Here is a 20,866-nt window from a genome sequence, read left to right as displayed (position 1 = left end):
GGTCCGGCCGCACCCGCCCGGTTCTGACCGCACCCGCCGGGTCCCGACCGGGCCCGTCCGCTCCTGACCGCGCTCGCCCGAACCCGCCGCCGCACCGCACCCCCCGGAGGGAGGCCGCCCATGGGACGTCATGTGATCCGCCGGCTGCTCCAGATGATCCCGGTCTTCATCGGCAGCACCTTCCTGATCTTCCTGCTGGTGTACGCCCTCGGGGACCCGGTGGCCGCCCTGTTCGGGGACAAGGCGCCCGACCCCGCCACCGCCGCCCGGATCCGGCAGGACCTCCACCTCGACCAGCCGCTCTGGCGGCAGTATCTGCACTACATGGCCCAGATCTTCCGGGGCGACTTCGGCACCGCCTTCAACGGCCGCCCGGTCCTGGAGCTGATGGCCGACGCCTTCCCGGTCACCCTCCGGCTGACCCTGGTGGCGGTGGCCGTCGAGGTGGTCGCCGGGATCGCCTTCGGGGTGATCAGCGGGCTGCGGCGGGGCCGCCCGCTGGACACCGGGCTGCTGGTGCTCACCCTGGTCGTCGTCTCGGTGCCGACCTTCGTCTCCGGCTACCTCCTCCAGTTCCTCCTCGGGGTGAAATGGGGCTGGGTGCGGCCCTCGGTCTCCTTCGACGCGACCTTCGCCGAACTGCTGCTGCCCGGGGTGGTGCTGGCACTGGTCTCGCTCGCGTACGTCACCCGGCTCACCCGGACGGCGGTCGCGGAGAACGCCCGCGCCGATTACGTCCGTACCGCCGTCGCCAAGGGACTGCCCCGGCGGCGGGTGGTGACCCACCACATCCTGCGGAACTCACTCATCCCGGTGGTCACCTTCATCGGCGCCGATGTGGGCGCGCTGATGGGCGGGGCGATCGTCACCGAGCGGATCTTCAACATCCACGGCGTCGGCTACCAGCTCTACCAGGGCATTCTGCGCAACAACGCGCCCACCGTGGTCGGCTTCGTGACCGTGCTGGTGATCGTCTTCCTGCTGGCCAATCTGCTGGTCGACCTGGGCTACGCGGTCCTGGACCCGAGGATCCGCCATGCCTGAGCCGTACGAGAACCCCAACGAGGCCGTCGCCCCCACCGGCGCGGGCGGCGCCATGGACCTGGCCGCCGGCGAGGCCCGGAGCCTGACGGCCCCGGAGCGACCGGCGAGCCCCGTCCCCGGGGAACCCGGCATCACGGCCCCGGAGGGAACGGGAGCACCGGCGGGCCCGGCCCCCGGGGAGCCCGGCGGCCGGCCGCGCAGCCTGCGGACCGACGCCTGGCACCAGCTCCGCCGGAACCCGGTCTTCCTGCTCTCCGCGCTGCTCATCCTCTTTCTGGTGCTGATCTCCCTCTGGCCGCAGCTGATCGCGGGCGGCGACCCGCTCCGCTGCGACCTGGAACGCTCCCAGGAGGGCTCGGCGCCAGGTCACCCGTTCGGGTACGACACCCAGGGCTGCGACGTCTACACCCGGACCGTGTACGGGGCCCGCGCCTCCCTCACCGTCGGGATCTGCGCCACCGTGGGCGCCGCGCTGCTCGGCGGCCTGCTGGGCGGGGCGGCGGGCTTCTTCGGCGGCTGGTGGGACGCGCTGCTCTCGCGGATCGCGGACGTCTTCTTCGGCATCCCGGTCGTGCTCGGCGGGCTGGTCTTCCTCTCCGTGGTGACCAGCGACACCGTCTGGCCGGTGGTCGGCTTCATCGTGCTGCTCGGCTGGCCCCAGGTGGCGCGGATCGCCCGGGGCTCGGTGCTCACCGCCAAGGAGCACGACTACGTGCAGGCCGCCCGGGCGCTCGGCGCGGGCCCCGGCCGGACCCTGCTGCGGCACGTGGCGCCCAACGCGGTGGCCCCGGTCATCGTGGTCGCCACCATCGCGCTCGGCACCTATATCGCGCTGGAGGCCACCCTCTCCTTCCTGGGGGTCGGGCTGCGGCCGCCCACCGTCTCCTGGGGCATCGACATCTCCAACGCCGCCCCGCAGATCCGCAACGCCCCGCACATGCTGCTCTGGCCGGCCGGGGCGCTCAGCGTCACCGTGCTCGCCTTCATCATGCTGGGCGACGCCGTGCGCGACGCCCTCGATCCGAAGCTGGCCTGAGCCCGCACCCCCCGCCCGAACGCACCGAAGGAGGCCGCCACGATGCTGCTCGACGTACAGGACCTGCGGGTCGAGTTCCGCACCCGGGACGGGATCGCCCGTGCCGTCAACGGGGTGAGCTACGGGGTGGACGCGGGGGAGACCCTGGCGGTGCTGGGGGAGTCCGGCTCCGGCAAGTCGGTCACCGCCCAGGCGGTCATGGGCATCCTGGACACCCCGCCCGGCCGGATCACCGGCGGCCGGATCCTCTTCCGGGGCCGGGACCTGCTCACCCTGCCGGAGGACGCCCGGCGGGCGGTGCGGGGCGCGGAGATGGCGATGGTCTTCCAGGACGCCCTCTCGGCGCTCAACCCGGTCCTCACCGTGGGCGACCAGCTGGCCGAGATGTTCACCGTGCACCGGGGGATGTCCCGCAGGGACGCCCGGGCCCGGGCGGTGGAGCTGATGGACCGGGTGCGCATCCCGGCCGCCCGGCAGCGGGCGGGCCAGTACCCGCACCAGTTCAGCGGCGGGATGCGCCAGCGGATCATGATCGCCATGGCGATCGCCCTGGAGCCCGCCCTGATCATCGCCGACGAGCCGACCACCGCGCTGGACGTCACCGTGCAGGCCCAGGTGATGGACCTGCTCGCCGAGCTGCGCCGGGAGACCGGCACCGCCCTGGTGCTGATCACCCACGACCTCGGCGTGGTCGCGGACGTGGCCGACCGGATCGCGGTGATGTACGCGGGCCGGATCGTGGAGACCGCCCCGGTCCACGACCTCTACCGGGCGCCCGCGCACCCCTACACCCGGGGCCTGCTCGACTCCATCCCCCGGCTCGACCGGAAGGGCCGGGAGCTGTACGCGATCAAGGGACTGCCGCCCGGCCTCACCGCCCTCCCGGCTGGCTGCGCCTTCCATCCGCGCTGTCCCCGCGCCCGGGACCTCTGCCGCACCGACGAACCGCCGCTCTTCCCGGTCGCCGGGGAGGGTCAGGTCGCCGGGGCCGGCGGCGACGGTCGGGGCGCCGGGGACGGCGGGGAGGCCCGGAGGGCCTGGGATGCCGGGGGCGCCGGGGGGCGGCGCAGTGCCTGTCACTTCTGGAGGGAGACACTCGATGACGCCGACATCAGCGCCGCTGTCTGAGCGGGCGGCCGAACCGGTCCTGGAGGTGCGGGACCTGGTCAAGCACTACCCGCTCACCGGCGGCGGCCTGATCCGGCGGCGGACCGGCGCCGTCCGGGCGGTGGACGGGGTCTCCTTCCGGCTCGGCGCGGGCGAGACCCTGGGCGTCGTGGGGGAGTCCGGCTGCGGCAAGTCCACCCTCGCCCGGCTGCTGGTCAGTCTGGAGCGGCCGACCGCCGGACAGATCCGCTACCGGGGCGAGGACATCACCCGGCTCTCCGGGCGGGCGCTGAAGGCGGTGCGCCGGAACATCCAGATGGTCTTCCAGGACCCGTACACCTCGCTCAACCCGCGCATGACGGTCGGGGACATCGTGGGGGAGCCGTACGAGATACACCCCGAGGTGGCCCCCAGGGGCGACCGGCGCCGCCGGGTGCGGGAGCTGCTGGAGGTGGTCGGGCTCGACCCCGGGCATCTGAACCGCTATCCGCACCAGTTCTCCGGCGGCCAGCGCCAGCGCATCGGCATCGCCCGGGGACTGGCGCTGCGCCCCGAGATCATCGTGGCCGACGAGCCGGTCTCCGCGCTGGACGTCTCGGTGCAGGCCCAGGTGGTCAATCTGCTGGCCGGGCTCCAGCGGCGGTTCGGGCTGGCCTATGTCTTCATCGCCCACGACCTGTCGGTGGTGCGGCACATCTCCGACCGGATCGGCGTGATGTACCTGGGCCGGACGGTGGAGACCGGCACCGACACCCAGATCTACGACCACCCGACCCACCCGTACACCCAGGCGCTGCTCTCCGCCGTGCCGGTCCCCGACCCGGCCGCCCGCGACCGGCGCGCCCGGATCCTGCTCTCCGGGGACGTGCCCTCGCCCGCCGACCCGCCGTCCGGCTGCCGCTTCCGCACCCGCTGCTGGAAGGCGCGGGAGCGGTGCGCGGTGGAGGTCCCGGCGCTGGCGGTGCCGGAGGCGTTCCGGGACGGCCGTACCCCGGCCCGGCATCCCTCGGCCTGCCACTTCGCGGAGGAGCGCCGGGTGGTGCCGGCGGAGGGGGCGGCCTGAGCCGCTCCGGCGGCACGGCTCCGTCGCCGGCCCGGGGCCCCGCCCCCCGTCAACGCGCGGCCCGGGGCCCGCGCCTCCGCCGCCACGCGGCCCCCGGGGGCCCGCACGCTCGTTAACGCGCGGGCAACTCGGCCGACCCCGTACCGATATACGGACGCGGCAGGCTCGTCACCGTACGGCCGTGCGGGTGCCGTCCGGACCGGCCGGGACGACATGGCGTGTCCCGGCCGGTCGCCGTGTCCGGAGCACTGTGTCCGGAGCGCCGTGTCCCGGCCCGCACCGGCTCTCCCCGGCGGTCCCGGGCTCAGTCGCGGGGCAGGCCCAGCGAGCGCTTCAGGAAGTCCACCTGAAGCAGCAGCAGGTTCTCCGCCACCTGTTCCTGCGGGGTGATGTGGGTGACCCCGGTCAGCGGCAGCACCTCGTGCGGCCGGCCGGCGGCCAGCAGCGCCGAGGAGAGCCGCAGGGTGTGGGCCATCACCACGTTGTCGTCGGCCAGTCCGTGGACGATCATCATCGGGCGGGCCGGGTTCTCCGGGGCGGCCAGCCCGTCGTCGGTGACCAGCGAGTTGGCGGCGTACGCCTCCGGCGCCTCCTGGGGCAGTCCGAGGTACCGCTCGGTGTAGTGGGTGTCGTACAGCCGCTGGTCGGTCACCGGGGCGCCCACCACCGCCGCGTGGAAGACATCGGGCCGCCGCAGCACCGCCAGACCGGCCAGCCAGCCGCCGAACGACCAGCCCCGGATCGCCACCCGGTCCAGGTCCAGCGGGAACCGCCCGGCCAGCGCCCGGAGCGCCGCCACCTGGTCGTCCAGGGTGCGGGTGAGCCGGCCCGCGATCGCCTTCTCCCAGGCGGGCGACCGGCCCGGGGTGCCCCGCCCGTCCGCGACGACCACCGCGAACCCCTGTTCGGCGAACCACTGGGAGGTCAGATGCGGATGGTGGGCCGCCAGCACCCGCCGGCCGTGCGGACCGCCGTACGGGTCGAGCAGCACCGGCAGCGGCCCGTCGCCCTCCCGCCAGGCGCTCGGCAGCAGCACCGCGCAGGGGATCCGGTCCGGCCCGGCCTCGGTGAGCGTCAGCCGCGGCGAGAGCGCCGGCCGCTCGGCGTACGAGACGAGCTCCGCGACCCGCTCGCCGTCCCGCAGCACCCGGGCCCGGCTCCCCGGCTCCCCGGGCACCGCCGACACCAGCACGGTGACCCCGCCGGAGCGCACCGCCCCATGGACGCCCGGGCCCTCGGAGATCCGCTCGGCGCCCCGCTCACCGACCCGGTACACATGGACCTCGCCGGTCTCCGGGGCGTCCGCCGCCTCGCCCGCCGTGGCCGAGACCAGCAGGTCGTCCGCGCCGATGTCCAGCACCGCGCAGATCTGGGTCGCCGCCCCGGTGAGCACCCGGTCGCCGACCGCCAGCACCCGGGCCCCGCCCTCCTCGTCACCCTGATCGGTGATCCGCACCAGCCGGCCGTCCGGCGTCCAGGCCGGCACCCCGGGCAGCAGCTCCAGCCAGACCGGGTCGGTGTCCTCCCGGACGGTCCGGGTGGCGCCCGACTCCGAGTCCACCGCCAGGTACCGCAGGCTCCGCTGGTCCCGGCTCTGCACCAGCAGCAGCGGCGGACCGGCCGCCGACCAGTGCACCCGGGCCAGATAGGGATACCGCTCCCGGTCCCACTCCACCTCGGTGCGCGAGCCGTCCAGGCCCAGCAGCAGCAGCCGTACCTCCGCGTTGTCGGTGCCCGCGGCCGGGTACGCCACCTCGGCGGGCCGCCGGTCCGGGTGGGCCGGGTCGGAGATCCACCAGCGCCGTACCGCGCGGTCGTCGGCCCGCGCCACCAGCAGCCGGTCCGACTCCGGCGACCACCAGAAGCCCCGGGTGCGGCCCATCTCCTCGGCGGCGATGAACTCGGCCAGCCCGTAGGTGACATGGCCGTCCTCCGGCGCGGCCAGCTCCCGGTCGCCGTCGCCCTCGGCCCCGATGACCCGCAGCGCGCCGTCCACCACATACGCGAGGTGCCGGCCGTCCGGCGCGGGGCGCGGGTCGATCACCGGCCCGGGGGCGGGGAGTTCGCGTACCGTCCCGGCGCGCAGCTCCGCCGTGAACAGCCGACCGGAGAGGGTGAACGCGGCCAACTCCACGGCGGCGTCCACCGCGTAGCCCACGATGCCACCGGAGCCCTCCCGGGTGCGCTCCCGCCGGGCCCGCTCCTCCGCGGACAACTCCTCGTCCGCGCCGCCCAGTAGCGCCTCCGGGTCGGCCACCTCCCGCTCGACCGCCGGACCCTCCGGACCCGCAGCACCCCCCGGGCCCGAAAGGTCCAGCACCCAGAGGCGGTTGGCGCGGCTGGTCCCGGACGGGGAGCGCAGGAAGACCACCCGGGAGCCGTCCGGGGCGACGGTGAACGAGCGGGGGGCGCCGAGCGTGAAGCGCTGGGTCCTGGCGTACTGGCGGGGAAACGAGTGCTGTTGCCGCGATGTCATATGACCGAAACTAGCGTCCGTGCGCCCCCCAATGCTGCCGTGCACCGATCGATGCGGGCGAACGGATAGTTATGATCCGTAGCACAAGGTGGGTATCCCTCACCCGGCACATGCACGCTGCTCGTTCCCGACCGTCTCTGTGTGGAGGTGAACCGCCGTGGCACTCTCGATCTCGGTGGTGGTGCTGCTGGCGATCGTCGTCTTCCTGCTGGTCCGGAAATCCGGGCTGAAGTTCGGACACGCGGCGATCTGCATGTTGCTCGGCTTCTACCTGGCCAGCTCGTCCATCGGGCCCACCATCAACGAGGTGACCACGAATGTGGCGGGCATGATCGGCGGCCTCAAGTTCTAGTGTCGCTTCCTTCGACTGTTACGGCGCCTTCCCCGGTTCCCCGCCGGTAAGCACCGGCGGCGTTTTCCAGACATTCTTCCGGTCGCCGGATCCCGGGCGTGTCCCGCCGCCTCCACCGGCGGTCGCGCCCGGCTCACGCGACCGGCCCGGGGGCGGCGGGGCCCGGTGCGGAAGAGGGCGGCCGGATGCCCGCCGGGTGGGGCCCGCCCTTCTAGAGTGTCTCCATGACGGATCTCTCCGGCCGTCGTCTGCTCCTGGTGCACGCGCACCCCGACGACGAGTCGATCAACAACGGCGCCACCATGGCCAGGTACGCGGCCGAGGGCGCCCTGGTGACGCTGGTGACCTGCACCCTCGGCGAGGAGGGCGAGGTCATCCCGCCCGGCCTGGCCCATCTGGCGCCCGACCGGGAGGACCGGCTCGGCGCCCACCGGGTCTCCGAACTGGGCGACGCCATGAAGGAGCTGGGCGTCACCGACCACCTCTTCCTGGGCGGGAGCGGCCGGTTCCGGGACTCCGGGATGATGGGCGCCCCGCAGAACCGGCGCCCCGGCGCCTTCTGGAACACCGAGGTGGACGAGGCGGCGGCGCACCTGGTGGAGATCGTCCGCGACCGGCGGCCCCAGGTGCTCGTCACCTACGACCCGGACGGCGGCTACGGCCACCCCGACCACATCCAGGCCCACCGGGTGGCGATGCGCGCCGCCGAGCTGGCCGGCGAGCGGGCGTACCGGCGCGATCTGGGCGAACCGTACGAGATCCCCAAGATCTACTGGAACCGGGTGCCGCGCGGCGCCGTCGAGGCCGGCTTCGCCCGGCTGCGCGCCGAGGGCGGCGCGGGCTTCCCCGCCGTCGCCTCGGTGGCGGACGTGCCGGGCGTGGTGCCCGGGGAACGGATCACCGCCGAGATCGACGGCGCCGCCCACGCGGACCGCAAGCGGGCCGCCATGCGGGCGCACGCGACCCAGATCACCGTCCACGGCGACTACTTCGCCCTCTCCAACGGGCTGGGCCAGCCGCTCCTCACCACCGAGTACTACGAGCTGGCGCGCGGCACCGGCGGCGCCCCGGCGGGCGAGCGGGAGCACGACCTCTTCGCGGGGGTGACCGCATGAGTGCCCAGGGTTCCCCGATGGCCCGGCCGCTCCGGTTCCGGCCCGGCCGGCTCGCCGGGCTCGCCGGTCTCGTCCTGCTCGGCGCGCTGGTCGGCTGTGCCGGCGCGCTGGTCCAAAGCCTCTGGTTCCCCGGCGGGTTGCTGCTGGCGCTGGCGGGCTGCGCCGGGCTCTTCTACGGCGGGCTGCGGGCGGCCGGCGGCCAACTGGGCGTCGCCGCGCCCGGCGTGGGCTGGCTGGTCGCCGTGATCCTGCTCGCCTTCGGCCGCTCCGAGGGCGACCAGGTCTTCTGGGGCGGACTGCCGGAGACGGTCTATCTGCTGGGCGGCATGGCGGTCGCCGTGATCTGCGCCACCGTGCCCCGGACCCGTCCGTAGTCCACCGTCGGTCCGCAGTCGGTCCACGGCCGGTCCACAGCCAGTGCGTCACTGGTCCGCGGTCCTTACGCCGCCGGTCCGCCGGCACGGTGCCGCCCGTGGGTGACAGTGTGCCGGCGGCCCGTCGGCCCGTCGCTGTCAGTCCGTCGTCCGGTGCGCGACGTGCCCGGACTTGGGGCGTATTGACCGTTCCGGTTCCCCCGGTCGCGGGGTGCCCCCGGTGCGCGGCCAGTATGGTGGTGCGCGCCGCCGGGCGCCCGTACGTGTAAGAGCGGGCGGCGGAGCCAACCAGGAGAACCTGCTTTGAGTCGTGAAACTGACAGTTCGTCCTCCGGCCCCCAGGGGCGCGGCGGAGCCGCGTACCCCTCGGGGACACCGCCGTACGGATCGCGCCAGTACCCGTCGCCGCACCCGACGCAGGACGCTCCGGAGGAGTCCGGCGATATGACGGCCCAGCCGGACGAACCGAGGACCGAGACCACGCTGACGACCCGTATCCGGATCAACATCCCGGGTTCGCGGCCGATTCCGCCCGTCGTCATGCGGACGCCGATGAGCGACGTGGACGCCGGACCAGGGACGCCGACCGGTCCGGACGCGGAGCCGTCCGCGTCCGCCGCCGGGGGGAACGTCCGGACCGACCGGGCGGACCGGCCCGGCCGTCCGGACGCCGGGCGCCCGGACGGTGCCGCGCGCACCGACGCGGCGCCCGAGCGCCCCGCGCCGGAGCGGGCGGCCGAGGCCAGGCCGGCCGAGGAGAAGCCGACCAGCGACTGGTTCGCCCCGCGCAAGCCGGTCGCGGCCACCCCGCCGCCCGCCGCCCCCGGTGGCACCGACGGGGCCGGCTTCACCCTGCCCGCCGACGGCCCCGGCGCACCCGCGCCGGCCGGCCCGGGCGCCGGCCCCGACGGGCTTGGCCTGCCCGACGGCTCCGGCCAGGGCGGCCCGGCAGGCCCGGTGGGGATGCCGTACTTCTCGGACGCCCCCGGCGGCGCCGGCCAGGACGGCCACACCCCGGAGGAGCCCGGCGACGGGCACCGGGAGCCGCTGCCCGTCCGGCCGACCGGCTCCCGGGGGCCCGCCGGCCGCACCACCGGCCCGATGACCGGCAACAGCACGGTCGGCACCAATCTGTTCGGCGCCGGCGCCCCGCTCGACGGCGGCACGCCGGCCGGCGCCCAGCACGACGGCGCCCCGCTCGACGGCCTCCCGGAGCCCGCCCCGGGCTATGACGACCCCGAGGCCACCTCCGCCTTCAATCCGCTGCCCCAGGTGCCCCCGCCCGGCACCCCGGCACACGGCACGCCCGCGTTCGGCTCCCCCGGGTTCGACACGGCCGGATTCGACATGCCCGGCGGGACCGGCCCGTCGGCCGGCGGTGACGGCACCGGGCCCTGGCGCGCCGACGACACCGCCGTACTGACCCCCCAGCAGCCGGCGCCCGGCCCCGGCCGGAGCGGACCGGCCGGTCCGGCCGGCCCCCGGGGCGGCGGTCGCGGCCCGGCGGGTGGCCGGCCCAAGGGTGGCGGCGGCCAGGTGTCCGGTGACACGCTCACCAGCGGCATCCCGGTGGTGCCCGCCGCCGACCGCACCCCGCCGGCCCTCCGCGACCCGGCACCCGGCCGTCCGGGCGGCCCCGGTCGCAGCCCGTCCGCCGGCGCCCCGGCGCCCGCGCCCAAGGCCCCGGCCTCCTCGTCGTCCCCGGGGGCCCCGGGCCGGGCGCCGAAGAAGAAGGGCCGCTCCAAGCTGGTCCTGCTCGCCGCCGGGGTGGTCGGCCTGGCTGGTGTCGCCTACGGCGCCGGACTGCTGCTCAACCACTCCGACGTGCCCAAGGGGACCACCGTCCTCGGGCTCGACATCGGCGGCGGCACCAAGGAGGAGGCCGTCGCCAAGATGCGGACGGCCTTCGGCCAGCGGGCCGGGTCGCCGCTCAAGCTCGATGTCGGCGGCCGGACGGCGGAGCTGGACCCGGCGAAGGCGGGCCTCAGCCTGGACAACGAGGAGACCGTCCGGGCCGCCGCGGGCAGCGACTACAACCCGGTCTCGGTGATCGGCTCGCTGTTCGGCGGCGAACGCGTCGCCGAACCGGTGGTCCCGGTCGACGAGGAGAAGCTGAGCGCCGCGCTCAACGACCTGGCCGGCGTCTCCGGCTCCGCCAACGACGGCACCATCGTCTTCAAGCCCGGCAAGGCCGTCGCCGTACCCGGCAAGGCCGGCAGCGGCCTGGACGTGAAGCAGTCCGTGGCCGCCGTGCGGGACGCCTACCGGACCCAGGTGGAGACGGGCAAGGCGGGACCGGTGAAGCTGCCGGTGACCACCCGCCAGCCGTCCGTCGACCAGGCCGAGCTGGACCGGGCGATGAAGGAGTTCGCCGAGCCCGCGATGTCCGGCCTGGTCACCATCAAGGCCGGCGGCAAGCAGATCCAGTTCGGCCCCAACCGTTCGCTGCCGCAGATCCTCTCCATGAAGCCGGTGGACGGGAAGCTGGTCCCGGTGTTCGACAAGAAGGCGATCACCGATCTGCTGGAGGGGACCTTCAACGGTGTGATGATCACCAAGGGCGACGGCCAGAAGCACCCGGTCGGCGCCGACGACGTGGCCCACGCGCTCCAGACGGCGCTGCTCGGCAAGACCCCCGCCGAGCGCACCGAGACCATCGCGCTGGACGGCGAGGGCTGATCCGCCCGCTCCCGGTCACCCGCCGCCGGCCCCGGCCCGTCCCGTACGGACCGGGGCCGGTGCCGTGTCCGGGCTTGGTACGGGCTCCGCATGGGCGCCGCACGGGCCGCGTCCGGGATCCGCGCTTCCGGGGGCCCGCCGCCGGTACGGCTCCGTGCCCCGTGCCCGTACGGATGCCCGTATCGGGGACGCGGCGGCGACACACGGCCGATCGGGTGACTCTGCGCCCGGGCTGCATGCCGGGTCGGTACAGGGGTTAGGCGTGCCGACATGACCTCTCGTTCTCTGCGCCTGCGTGCCGTCACCGCCGTCTGCGCGGCCCTCGGCTCGACCCTGCTGCTCAGCGCCTGCGGAACCGACGGAGGCGACTCCGACCAGGTCCGCGCGGCGGCCCCGACCCCGAGCATGTCCTCGCACCACAGCCCCAGCGAAGGCGCCAGTGCCTCGCCCGGCACCAGCAGCGCCAGCCCCGGCGGCGGCATGACCGAGGACCAGGCCGACCGGAAGGCCCTGGTCCCGGCCGCCAAGGTCACCTGGGACAAGGCGGCCGCCACCGCCGTCGGCGAGGTGCCGCAGGGCAAGCTCACCGACATCGAGCTGACCCGGTACGAGGGCGGCGCCTCCGCCAGTCCCGCGCCCAGCCCCGGCACCCCGGAGTGGGCCGCCAAGGTGGCCGCCCCGGACGGCACCCTGCACCGGGTGCGGGTGAACGCCGTCGACGGCAAGGTCATCGAGTCGCGGGCCGAGTCGGACCAGGACGCCGACGACAAGAAGCAGGTCACCGACTGGCTGGGCAAGGCCAAGTGGACGCCCCAGCAGGCGGCCAAGGCGGCCACCGACCGCAAGCAGGGCACGGTCACCGCGATCGAGCTGGACGACAAGGACGACCGCACCGTGGTGTGGAAGGTGGACGTGGTGACCACCAACGACTGGAACAAGACCAGCTACGACGTGAACGCGTCCGACGGCGCCATCGTCCGCGAACACGTCGACACCGACTGACAGCCTGACGCCGACTGACGCAGCCCGGCACCGACCGACACAGCCGGGCACCGACCGACACAGCCCGGCACCGACCGACACAGCCTGACACCGGCTGACACGGTCTGAGGCGGCCTGCGGTCGGCTGAGGCAGTCCGACGCCGGCCGGCTCGGCCCGGCGCCGGCCGGCTCGGCCCGGCGCCGGCCGGCTCGGCCCGGCGCCGGCCGGCACGGCTTGAAGCAGGCCGGCACCGGACCAGCGGATCAGCGGCGGCCCTGGCGGCTCAGTTGAGCATCGCCCGGGCCGCCTTCGCCATGTCCCGGACCCGCTCCGCGGCGACCGGCTCCACCGCGTCCACCACCTCCGCGTACGCCTCCAGCTCCGCCGCCCCGGCCGGGAAGTCGCCGCGCTGGACCAGCAGCTCGGCCCGCTCGTACCGCAGCCGGGCCGGATGGGCGGGCAGCAGCAGCGACAGCTCCACCGCCCACAGCGCCACCGCCGAGCACTCGGGGCGGGCGGCGGCCCAGGCCCGGATGTTGTTGAGGATCCGCAGCACGATCCGCAGCGGGTCGGCCGGGGTGAGCATCGACGGCTCCAGCCGGCCCCCGGTCGCCCCCGTCACCAGCAGTCCCGCGTCGTCCGGGGAGAGCGGCACGCCCCCGGCGAACGGATCGGCGAGCACCTGTTCGGCCGGGTCCCCGAAGCCGACCACGAAGTGGCCCGGGAGCGCCACGCCGTACACCGGGGCACCCGCCCGCCGGGCCACCTCCAGCCAGACGACGGACAGCAGGATGGGCAGGCCCCGGCGGCGGCGCAGCACGGCGGGCAGCAGCGAGGAGTCCAGCCGCCGGTAGTCGCCCGGCGTGCCGTGGAAGTCCAGCCGGCCGCCCAGCAGCCCGGCCAGCGCCCGGGCCCATTCGTGCGGCGAGCGGGCGCCGTACGGCAGCAGCCCGGCCAGCCGGTCGAGTTCGATCTCGGCGGCGTCCAGGCCGTCCTGGCCCAGCTCCGGGTCGCCCTCGGCGCCGACCAGCAGGCAGAGGGTCGCCAGGTCCGGCCGTTCCTCGCGGGCCTCGGCGGCGAACCGGCGCCGCCACTCGCCGTGGGCCGGGGACGGACCGGACGGGCCGGGGGGCTCATGGTGCTCGTGCATGGGGGTCAGGTACCCGATCCGGGAGCGCGGAAGTGGTGATAGTGGTGATGGATGGTGAAGCCGAGGCGGTCGTGGAGTGCCCGCGCCGGGGCGTTGTCCGTCTCGACCTGGAGCCAGGCCGCCGAGGCGCCCTCGGCCAGCGCCTGCCGGGCCAGCGCCGCCATCACGGCCGTGGCCAGCCCCTGGCGCCGCCGCGCCGGGTCCACCTCCACCGCCATGAAGCCGGCCCAGCGCCCGTCGATCACGCACCGCCCGATCGCTGCCGGTCCGCCGTCCGCCGGTCCGCCGGTCGTCGGCCCGTCGGCCGGTCCGCCGACCGGGTCCGGGGCCCGGTCCGGGCCGCCCGTGCCGGGCACGGTGGCGAACCAGACCGAGGGGCCGCCGGTGACCACCGCCCGCACCTCCGGGCCCGGCTCGGCACACCGCCGGTAGCGCCGGAACCAGTCCTCGTCCGGCTCCCGGGACAGCGTGACGCGCGCCGCCCCGGAGGCGTCCGGCGCCAGGCCCGCCAGGTCGGCCGACGGGACCAGGTCGGCCGGTGACGCCAGGTCGGCCAGCGGGGCCAGCCCGCCGATCCGCACCTCGGCGGTCACCTCCCGCAGCCAGCCCCGCTCCTCCAGCGCGGCGCACAGCCGCTCCTGGGTGCCCTCGGCCCCGGTCGCCGCCTGGAGGTACGCGGGCAGGCCCCGGGCCGCGTACCAGGCGCGCACCCGGTCGAGCGCGGCATCCAGCGGCAGCCCCGGATCTCCCAGCGGCAGCGCGGAGTTGGCCCGCCGGGTGAAGCCGCCGGCGGCCCGCAGGGTCCACTCGCCGAGCGGCTCGCTCTCCACCGGCGGCCAGCCCCGGGCCTGCACCCGCGCCAGCTCCCCGAACCCGGCCGCCGGGCCCCGCCTGCGGGCCGGGGCGGCGGGCACCACCTTGGCCCCGACCAGGGACGACTCCGCGATCCGGACGGCCTCCCCGGACCGGCGTGTGACCAGCAGCACACCCGCGTCCCATGATGTGAGAACACCCACCGTGTCGGTGAACCGGTCGCCGGGGGCTCCAGCGTCGCTCAACCGGCGGACGGAGACGCGTTTTCCCACGTCAGAGGGGGTGATTCGGACCTCAAGACGTCCACCGCCCGTGAATTCCACCGCTCTCGCCGCCCCTCCTGTTCGGATAGTCCCCGAGAACGGAGATACTAGATGCGGGCATCGACGACGCCGCGCTCCCGCGCAAGCCAGCCCTATCGAGGAGGAACGACAGCGTGACCTACGTCATCGCGCAGCCTTGTGTCGACGTCAAGGACAAGGCGTGCATCGAGGAGTGCCCCGTCGACTGCATCTACGAGGGCTCCCGGTCCTTGTACATCCACCCGGACGAGTGCGTCGACTGCGGTGCTTGCGAGCCGGTCTGCCCGGTCGAGGCCATTTTCTACGAGGACGACACCCCGGACGAATGGAAGGAGTACTACAAGGCGAACGTCGAGTTCTTCGACGAGCTCGGCTCGCCCGGTGGTGCTTCCAAGCTCGGCCTCATCGAGCGTGACCACCCCTTCGTCGCCGGGCTGCCGCCGCAGAACGGCTGACGGCCGGCGACTGTCTCCCCGGTCCCGTACGGCAGAGTCCGCCGTGCGGGACCGACGCGTTCCGCCGTTCCGCCGGCCGGCCGGTCCTCCGTTCCGCCGGGTCCGGCGCCCGGCCGGTCCTCCCGGGCAGCAGCGGGACGCCCGGCCGGTCCCCCCGGGAGCGGGACGGGGCCGGTGACCGGAGCGCCCTCCTTCCGTACGTACGAGAAAGCGAGCCCCGCCGTGAGTGCCGCCGAGAGCCCCGCCGTCACCCCCGTCTCCGCGCGTCTGCCGGTCTTCCCCTGGGACCGGCTGGAGCCGTACAAGGCGACGGCGGCGGCCCACCTGGACGGGATCGTGGACCTCTCGGTCGGCACCCCGGTGGACCCGGTCCCGGAGCTGATCCGGGCGGCGCTGGTCGGGGCCGCCGACACGCCGGGCTACCCCACCGTCTGGGGCACCCCCGAGCTGCGCGACGCGCTCACCGGCTGGTGCGGGCGGCGGCTCGGCGCCCGGGACCTGGCGCACCGGAACGTCCAGCCGGTGGTCGGCTCCAAGGAACTGGTGGCCTGGCTGCCGACGCAGCTGGGGCTCGGCCCCGGCGACCGGGTCGCGTACCCGCGGCTGGCCTACCCGACGTACGAGGTGGGTGCCCGGCTCTGCGGTGCCGAGCCGGTGGTCTACGACGACCCGACCGCGCTGGACCCGGCCGGGCTGAAGCTGCTCTGGCTCAACTCGCCTTCCAACCCGACCGGCCGGGTGCTGGACCAGGAGGAGCTGACCCGGATCGTCGCCTGGGCCCGGCGCCACGGGGTGCTGCTGTTCAGCGACGAGTGCTACCTGGAGCTGGGCTGGGAGGCCGACCCCGTCTCGGTGCTCCACCCGGAGGTCTGCGGCGGGTCGTACGAGGGGATCGTCGCCGTCCACTCGCTCTCCAAGCGCTCCAACCTGGCCGGCTACCGGGCCGCCTTCGTCGCCGGTGACGCGGAGGTGCTGGGCGAGCTGCTGAGGATCCGCAAGCACGGCGGCATGATGACGCCCGCCCCCGTCCAGGCGGCCACGGTGGCGGCGCTGGGCGACGACGCCCATGTGACCGCGCAGCGCGCCCGGTACGCGGCCCGCCGCACCGCCCTGCGCGGCGCGCTGGAGGCGCACGGCTTCCGGATCGAGCACAGCGAGGCCAGCCTCTATCTCTGGGCCACCCGGGACGAGCCCTGCTGGGACACGGTGGCCCACCTGGCCGCGCTCGGGGTGCTGGTGGCGCCCGGCGACTTCTACGGCGAGGCGGGCGCCCGCTTCGTACGGGTCGCGCTGACCGCGACCGACGAGCGGATCGAGGCCGCGGTCGAGCGGCTGGGCTGAGCCCGAGTCCCGTCGTGGCACGGCCGGAGAGGCCGGAGACGACGGCGGGGTGGAGGGAGACGACGGCGGAGGCCGGGGACGACGGCGGAGGGGCCGGGGAGCGTACGCGTCTCCCCGGCCCCTCCGCCGTACCGCCGCGGACCCGGTTCAGCCGAGGGCGGGCAGGGTCTTCACCGGCAGCTCGTCGGTGGGCAGTCCGCCGTCGAGGACCCCGGCGGTGGGCAGCTCGCTCCCGGTCACGGCGTCGGTGGTCGAGCCGAGCTTCTCGCCCGCGTCGCCGGTGAGGTCGCCGGCGGTCTTCTTGGCGGCGGGGACGGCCGCCTCACTGGCCTTCCCGACGATCTTGCCGGCCCCCGGGACGGCCTGCTTCACCGCCACGGCGCCGGCCTCCCCGGCGATCTCGGTGGTGGACACGGAGGCCTCGCTGACCGTGCCGGTCGCCGAGGTGGTGTCGAGGCTGCTGACGCCGCCGAGGTCCTTGGCGCTGGGCAGCTCCACGGCACCGGCGGAACCGGCCGCACCGACCACGGGCGCGGCACCGGCGGCGATCAGCAGCGCGGCGCGGGCGATCCGGCGGGTCAGGGGGAGGGACATGATGCTCCTTCGACGAGAGACCCCGGCGCGGAGCCCGGCGGGCCCCGCCGGCCACCGCGCGGTGCGGTGGCGAGGCACGGGGTGGGTGCTGTCTGTCCGCGATCGGACGCTCTGACAACCGAGCGGGGGCCGGGGGAGGTTGCGGTGGCCGAAGATAAAGAACTGGTAACGCGTCGCATTATCGGTTCCTCTCAAAACCGGGCAAAGAAGCCGGTCGGAGGAGCGGCAGGCGAAGCGTCACTTCCCTGTGGTCGCAAGGGCTCCACCCGGCCCGGACGACGACCGCCGAGGGCACCCGGAGGGCGGCAGGGGGAGGTGGGGGTACCACGCGTACGAGTGGCCCACCGCACGCATGGACGAGGTGACGTCCGGGTGTGAGGGGAGAGGGTACGGCGCTCCCGACCGGACCGTACGCCTGCCGGAGGACTCGCCGGCAGCCACCGCGCGGAGGGACGACCACCGCGCGGCGGACGGCCGCATCGCCCGCCGCGCACCTCGGCTCGTGCGCCGGGGTGCTGAGGCGGCCCCGGGCCGATGTACCGATCCCGGCCGTGGCTTCCGGAACGTGGGGGCGGCGGTGTCGCGGCCGGCGCAGGACCGCGGGTGACCGGGGCGGCACACACGAGCCGGGTGCCCGCCCGGGCGGCCGGCGGGAATCCGGGGCGGGCACGGCCCCCGATCCGGGGCCCGCGGCAGCGCAGGGGCCGCCGCTCACCCCGGGCGGCCGGCGCTCGGGGAAGGGACGAGGCTCGGCGGACGGCTCGGGGGCGGGGGTCGCCACGGGCCGCTCCGTGGAGCGGTCAGCGCGCGACCGTGAGGCGGACCTCGTCGGCGGCCGGGCCGTCCGCCGCGCGCCAGCCGTCGGAGCCGTCGCGGGCGGTCCAGACCCGGTCGGCGTACCGCACTTCGGCGAGGCCGAGCTCACTGGCCCGGGCCACCGCCCACTGGGCCAGCTCCCAGCCGCGCCGCGAGCCGCCGTCCGGCGAGCCGGAAGCGTCCCCGGGGCCGGCCGCGCCCACCGCGGCGACCGGCAGCGCGATCTTCCAGGGCTCGGCCCCGGCGGCCCCGGCCGTACCGGCGGACGTACCGCGGTCGGGCAGCACGCCCGTGCCGAACGACCGCACCAGCTCCCGCCGCACCTTCGCCGGGTCGCCCGGCGTTGTCGGGGCGCCGCCCGTCACACAGCTCAGCGAGGCGGCCGAGCGGCCGGTGAGCGCGGCGGAGAGCAGGGTGGCGTCCGGCTCGTGCTTGGCGTACGCCTGCGGGAAACCGCTGCGCTGCACCCGCTGGGCGGCGACCGTCAGCGGGAGCCGCGAGTACCCCGGCACCTCGGCCAGATGGTCGTAGAACTTCCCGGCCGAGAAGACCGGGTCCGTGATCTGCCGCTCGGTGCCCCAGCCCTGCGAGGGCCGCTGCTGGAAGAGGCCCAGCGAATCCCGGTCGCCGTGCCCGAGGTTGCGCAGCCCCGACTCCTGCATCGCCGTCGCCAGCGCGATGGTCACCGCCCGCTCGGGCAGCCCCCGGGTGGTGCCGACGGCGGAGATGGTCGCGGCGTTGGCGGCCTGCTCGGGCGTCAGCTCGTACGACCCCGAGCCGTCGCCCACCGTGCAGTGCGGGGCACCGGGCCCGCCCGTCACATACTGCGCGACCACGTATCCGGCCACCGCCAGCAGCACGGCGAGCGCCACCAACGGCCGGGCGCGGCGGCCCCGGCGGGCACGGCGATCCCGGCGGGCGGAGCGAAGCGGAGGGACGGAGTCGGACACGCGGTCCACCGTACTTGAGCCCGGGATAGGGTCGGTCCCATGCCCGACACCACGCCCGCACCCGGTTCCGGCACCCCGTCCGGCCCCGCCGCCGCGCCCGCCCCGGGCCCCGCCGCCGCGCTCGATCTCACCCTGGACGGCCCCGCGCTGACCGCCGCGCTGGTCGACTTCCCCTCCGTCAGCGGCACCGAGAAGCCGCTCGCGGACGCCATCGAGCAGGCCCTCCGCGCCCTTCCGCACCTCACCGTCGACCGGCACGGCAACAATGTGATCGCCCGCACCCACCTCGGGCGCGCCGAGCGGGTGGTGCTCGCCGGGCACATCGACACCGTCCCGATCGCGGACAACGTCCCCTCCCGGCTGGACGACGACGGCGTGCTCTGGGGGTGCGGCACCTCCGACATGAAGTCCGGGGTCGCCGTCCAGCTGCGCATCGCCGCCACCGTCCCGGAGCCCAACCGCGACCTCACCTTCATCTTCTACGACAACGAGGAGGTCGCCGGGCATCTCAACGGCCTGGGGCACGTGGCCGACGCCCATCCCGACTGGCTCGCCGCCGACTTCGCCATCCTCCTGGAACCCACCACCGGCGAGGTGGAGGGCGGCTGCCAGGGCACTCTCCGCGTCCATCTGCGCACCCGGGGCGAGCGCGCGCACTCCGCGCGGGGCTGGATGGGCTCCAACGCGATCCACTCCGCCGCCCCGATCCTGGCCCGGCTCGCCTCCTACGAGCCGCGCCGCCCGGTGATCGACGGCCTGGAGTTCCGGGAGGGGCTCAACGCGGTCGGCATCGAGGGCGGGGTCGCCACCAATGTCATCCCCGACGCCTGCACGGTGGTGGTCAACTACCGCTACGCCCCCGACCTTTCGCCGGAGCAGGCCGAGGCACACGTCCGGGAGGTGTTCGCGGACTGCGGGGTGGACGAGTTCGTCGTGGACGACCACACCGGAGGCGCGCTGCCCGGCCTCTCGCACCCGGCCGCCGCCGCGTTCATGGCCGCCGTCGGCGGCATCGCCAAGCCCAAGTTCGGCTGGACCGACGTCTCCCGGTTCAGCGCGCTCGGGGTGCCCGCCGTCAACTACGGGCCGGGCGACCCGCTGTACGCGCACAAGCGGGACGAGCACGTGGTGGTGGAGCGGATCGTCCACTGCGAGCGGCGGCTGTACGACTGGCTCTCCGCCCGACCTCGTTAATTTCACCGTTCGTCACCTCCGCCGACCTACCCTGTGCCCAGCAACGATGTTCAGCGGAGGGAGCGGATCATGGGCAACCCCGAGGCGGAGGTACCGAGGGCGCTCGCGGAGCAGCGCCAGGGGCCTGTGCTGCGCCGCAGAGAGCAGGTGAAGCCCGGCACGACCGATCAGCGGCTGCTGGACACGGCGGGCGACTCGGAGTGGGTGCACACCGACCCGTGGCGGGTCATGCGCATCCAGTCGGAGTTCGTGGAGGGGTTCGGCGCACTGGCCGAACTGCCGAACGCCATCAGCGTCTTCGGGTCGGCGCGCACCCCGGTCGGCTCACCGGAGTACGAGGCCGGGGTACGGATCGGCCGGGCCCTGACCGAGGCGGGCTTCGCGGTGATCACCGGCGGCGGTCCCGGCGCCATGGAGGCGGCCAACAAGGGGGCCTCCGAGGCCCGGGGCATCTCGGTAGGCCTGGGCATCGAGCTCCCCTTCGAACAGGGGCTCAACCCGCACGTCGACATCGGGGTGAACTTCCGCTACTTCTTCGTACGGAAGACGATGTTCGTCAAGTACGCCCAGGGGTTCGTGGTGCTGCCGGGCGGATTCGGCACCCTGGACGAACTGTTCGAGGCGCTCACGCTGGTGCAGACCCGGAAGGTCACCCGCTTCCCGATCGTGCTCTTCGGCTCGGCCTACTGGTCGGGTCTGGTGGACTGGCTGCGGAACACGGTGATCGCCCAGGGCAAGGCGTCCGAGCGGGATCTGCTGCTGTTCCATGTCACGGACGACGTGGACGAGGCGGTGGCCCTGGTCACCAAGGAGACCGGGCAGTAGCAGGGCGAGACCGCCGGCCGGCGCCGCCCGAGGGGCCGTGCCCCCGGGGCCGGTCCGGCGGTTCAGGTGGGGGCCGGGCCCGGTCCGGTGGTCCGGGCGGGGGCGGGAGACCGGTCCGGTTGTGCGGGCGGGGCCCGGGGACGGGTCCGGGGTCGTACGCCCGTGACCCAGGGCCGGGCCGGGGGCGGGGTCGGTTCG

General features: G+C 75.1%; 18 protein-coding genes. 13 read left to right on the top strand and 5 right to left on the bottom strand.

Annotation, left to right across the window (positions count from 1 at the left end):
- The first annotated feature begins 120 nt into the window (after nucleotides 1-120).
- From NX801_RS02010 to NX801_RS01995, 4 genes are read left to right on the top strand one after another with little or no spacing between them, the layout of a single operon-like run.
- On the top strand, nucleotides 121-1,044 hold the full coding sequence (locus tag NX801_RS02010; protein WP_258784966.1) for an ABC transporter permease: 924 nt from the start codon (nucleotides 121-123) through the stop codon (nucleotides 1,042-1,044).
- Entirely contained in the window at nucleotides 1,037-2,080 is a 1,044-nt protein-coding gene (locus tag NX801_RS02005) for an ABC transporter permease (RefSeq protein WP_258784965.1), read from the top strand. The genes NX801_RS02010 and NX801_RS02005 overlap by 8 nt, the downstream gene beginning before the upstream one ends.
- Before the next feature lie 42 nt (nucleotides 2,081-2,122).
- Nucleotides 2,123-3,208, top strand: coding sequence for an ABC transporter ATP-binding protein (locus NX801_RS02000; protein ID WP_428986036.1), 1,086 nt, complete (start codon nucleotides 2,123-2,125; stop codon nucleotides 3,206-3,208).
- Nucleotides 3,180-4,250, top strand: a complete 1,071-nt coding sequence (locus tag NX801_RS01995) for an ABC transporter ATP-binding protein (RefSeq protein WP_258784964.1) — start codon at nucleotides 3,180-3,182, stop codon at nucleotides 4,248-4,250. Before NX801_RS02000 ends, NX801_RS01995 begins: the two co-directional genes overlap by 29 nt.
- A gap of 304 nt (nucleotides 4,251-4,554) precedes the next feature.
- Here NX801_RS01995 and NX801_RS01990 read toward each other — a convergent pair whose 3' ends face one another.
- Nucleotides 4,555-6,726, bottom strand: a complete 2,172-nt coding sequence (locus NX801_RS01990) for a S9 family peptidase (protein ID WP_258784963.1) — start codon at nucleotides 6,724-6,726, stop codon at nucleotides 4,555-4,557.
- A gap of 157 nt (nucleotides 6,727-6,883) precedes the next feature.
- Here NX801_RS01990 and NX801_RS01985 point away from each other — a divergent pair, with 157 nt between their 5' ends.
- The 5 genes from NX801_RS01985 (at nucleotide 6,884) to NX801_RS01965 (ending at nucleotide 12,248) form a co-directional block, all read left to right on the top strand.
- Nucleotides 6,884-7,078 carry a hypothetical protein gene (locus NX801_RS01985; protein ID WP_258784962.1) on the top strand — a complete coding sequence of 65 codons (195 nt, stop codon included), beginning with the start codon at nucleotides 6,884-6,886 and terminating at the stop codon, nucleotides 7,076-7,078.
- Between the two features lie 224 nt (nucleotides 7,079-7,302).
- Nucleotides 7,303-8,193, top strand: coding sequence for an N-acetyl-1-D-myo-inositol-2-amino-2-deoxy-alpha-D-glucopyranoside deacetylase (gene mshB / locus NX801_RS01980; protein ID WP_258784961.1), 891 nt, complete (start codon nucleotides 7,303-7,305; stop codon nucleotides 8,191-8,193).
- Nucleotides 8,190-8,567 carry a DUF6113 family protein gene (locus NX801_RS01975; protein WP_258784960.1) on the top strand — a complete coding sequence of 126 codons (378 nt, stop codon included), beginning with the start codon at nucleotides 8,190-8,192 and terminating at the stop codon, nucleotides 8,565-8,567. The genes mshB and NX801_RS01975 overlap by 4 nt, the downstream gene beginning before the upstream one ends.
- Before the next feature lie 303 nt (nucleotides 8,568-8,870).
- Complete coding sequence (locus NX801_RS01970) at nucleotides 8,871-11,246, top strand: peptidoglycan binding domain-containing protein (RefSeq protein WP_428986035.1); 2,376 nt, start codon at nucleotides 8,871-8,873, stop codon at nucleotides 11,244-11,246.
- A gap of 270 nt (nucleotides 11,247-11,516) precedes the next feature.
- Nucleotides 11,517-12,248 (top strand): PepSY domain-containing protein, encoded by a 732-nt coding sequence (locus NX801_RS01965; RefSeq protein WP_258784958.1) that lies wholly within the window; start codon nucleotides 11,517-11,519, stop codon nucleotides 12,246-12,248.
- 263 nt (nucleotides 12,249-12,511) lie between these two features.
- Here the strand turns inward: NX801_RS01965 and NX801_RS01960 are convergent, their stop codons facing one another.
- Together NX801_RS01960 and NX801_RS01955 are read right to left on the bottom strand one after the other, a co-directional pair.
- The gene (locus tag NX801_RS01960) at nucleotides 12,512-13,378 is read right to left on the bottom strand and encodes a transglutaminase-like domain-containing protein (RefSeq protein ID WP_258784957.1); all 867 of its coding nucleotides are present in this window, start codon (nucleotides 13,376-13,378) and stop codon (nucleotides 12,512-12,514) included.
- Between the two features lie 5 nt (nucleotides 13,379-13,383).
- On the bottom strand, nucleotides 13,384-14,514 hold the full coding sequence (locus tag NX801_RS01955; RefSeq protein WP_258784956.1) for a GNAT family N-acetyltransferase: 1,131 nt from the start codon (nucleotides 14,512-14,514) through the stop codon (nucleotides 13,384-13,386).
- A 113-nt stretch (nucleotides 14,515-14,627) separates the two neighbouring features.
- On the opposite strand from NX801_RS01955, the gene fdxA reads away from it, so the two are divergent.
- Nucleotides 14,628-14,948 (top strand): ferredoxin, encoded by a 321-nt coding sequence (gene fdxA / locus NX801_RS01950; protein ID WP_258784955.1) that lies wholly within the window; start codon nucleotides 14,628-14,630, stop codon nucleotides 14,946-14,948.
- 222 nt (nucleotides 14,949-15,170) lie between these two features.
- A complete protein-coding gene (gene dapC, locus NX801_RS01945; RefSeq protein ID WP_258784954.1) occupies nucleotides 15,171-16,289 on the top strand; it encodes a succinyldiaminopimelate transaminase in 1,119 nt (372 codons plus the stop codon).
- 147 nt (nucleotides 16,290-16,436) lie between these two features.
- On the opposite strand, the gene NX801_RS01940 is transcribed toward dapC, so the two are convergent.
- Together NX801_RS01940 and NX801_RS01935 are read right to left on the bottom strand one after the other, a co-directional pair.
- Nucleotides 16,437-16,883: an ATP-binding protein gene (locus NX801_RS01940; RefSeq protein WP_258784953.1), complete on the bottom strand. Its 447-nt coding sequence runs from the start codon at nucleotides 16,881-16,883 to the stop codon at nucleotides 16,437-16,439.
- Between the two features lie 800 nt (nucleotides 16,884-17,683).
- Nucleotides 17,684-18,649, bottom strand: a complete 966-nt coding sequence (locus tag NX801_RS01935; RefSeq protein ID WP_258784952.1) for a VldE C-terminal domain-containing protein — start codon at nucleotides 18,647-18,649, stop codon at nucleotides 17,684-17,686.
- A gap of 39 nt (nucleotides 18,650-18,688) precedes the next feature.
- On the opposite strand from NX801_RS01935, the gene dapE reads away from it, so the two are divergent.
- Together dapE and NX801_RS01925 are read left to right on the top strand one after the other, a co-directional pair.
- Nucleotides 18,689-19,843, top strand: a complete 1,155-nt coding sequence (gene dapE / locus NX801_RS01930) for a succinyl-diaminopimelate desuccinylase (RefSeq protein WP_258784951.1) — start codon at nucleotides 18,689-18,691, stop codon at nucleotides 19,841-19,843.
- Between the two features lie 69 nt (nucleotides 19,844-19,912).
- On the top strand, nucleotides 19,913-20,668 hold the full coding sequence (locus tag NX801_RS01925; protein ID WP_258784950.1) for an LOG family protein: 756 nt from the start codon (nucleotides 19,913-19,915) through the stop codon (nucleotides 20,666-20,668).
- Nucleotides 20,669-20,866: the final 198 nt, after the last annotated feature.

This window comes from Streptomyces pyxinae (genome assembly GCF_024756275.1).
Classification (GTDB): domain Bacteria; phylum Actinomycetota; class Actinomycetes; order Streptomycetales; family Streptomycetaceae; genus Streptomyces; species Streptomyces pyxinae.
The sequence above is the reverse complement of the archived record's forward strand: the minus strand, read 5'-3'. Positions and strand labels throughout refer to the sequence as shown.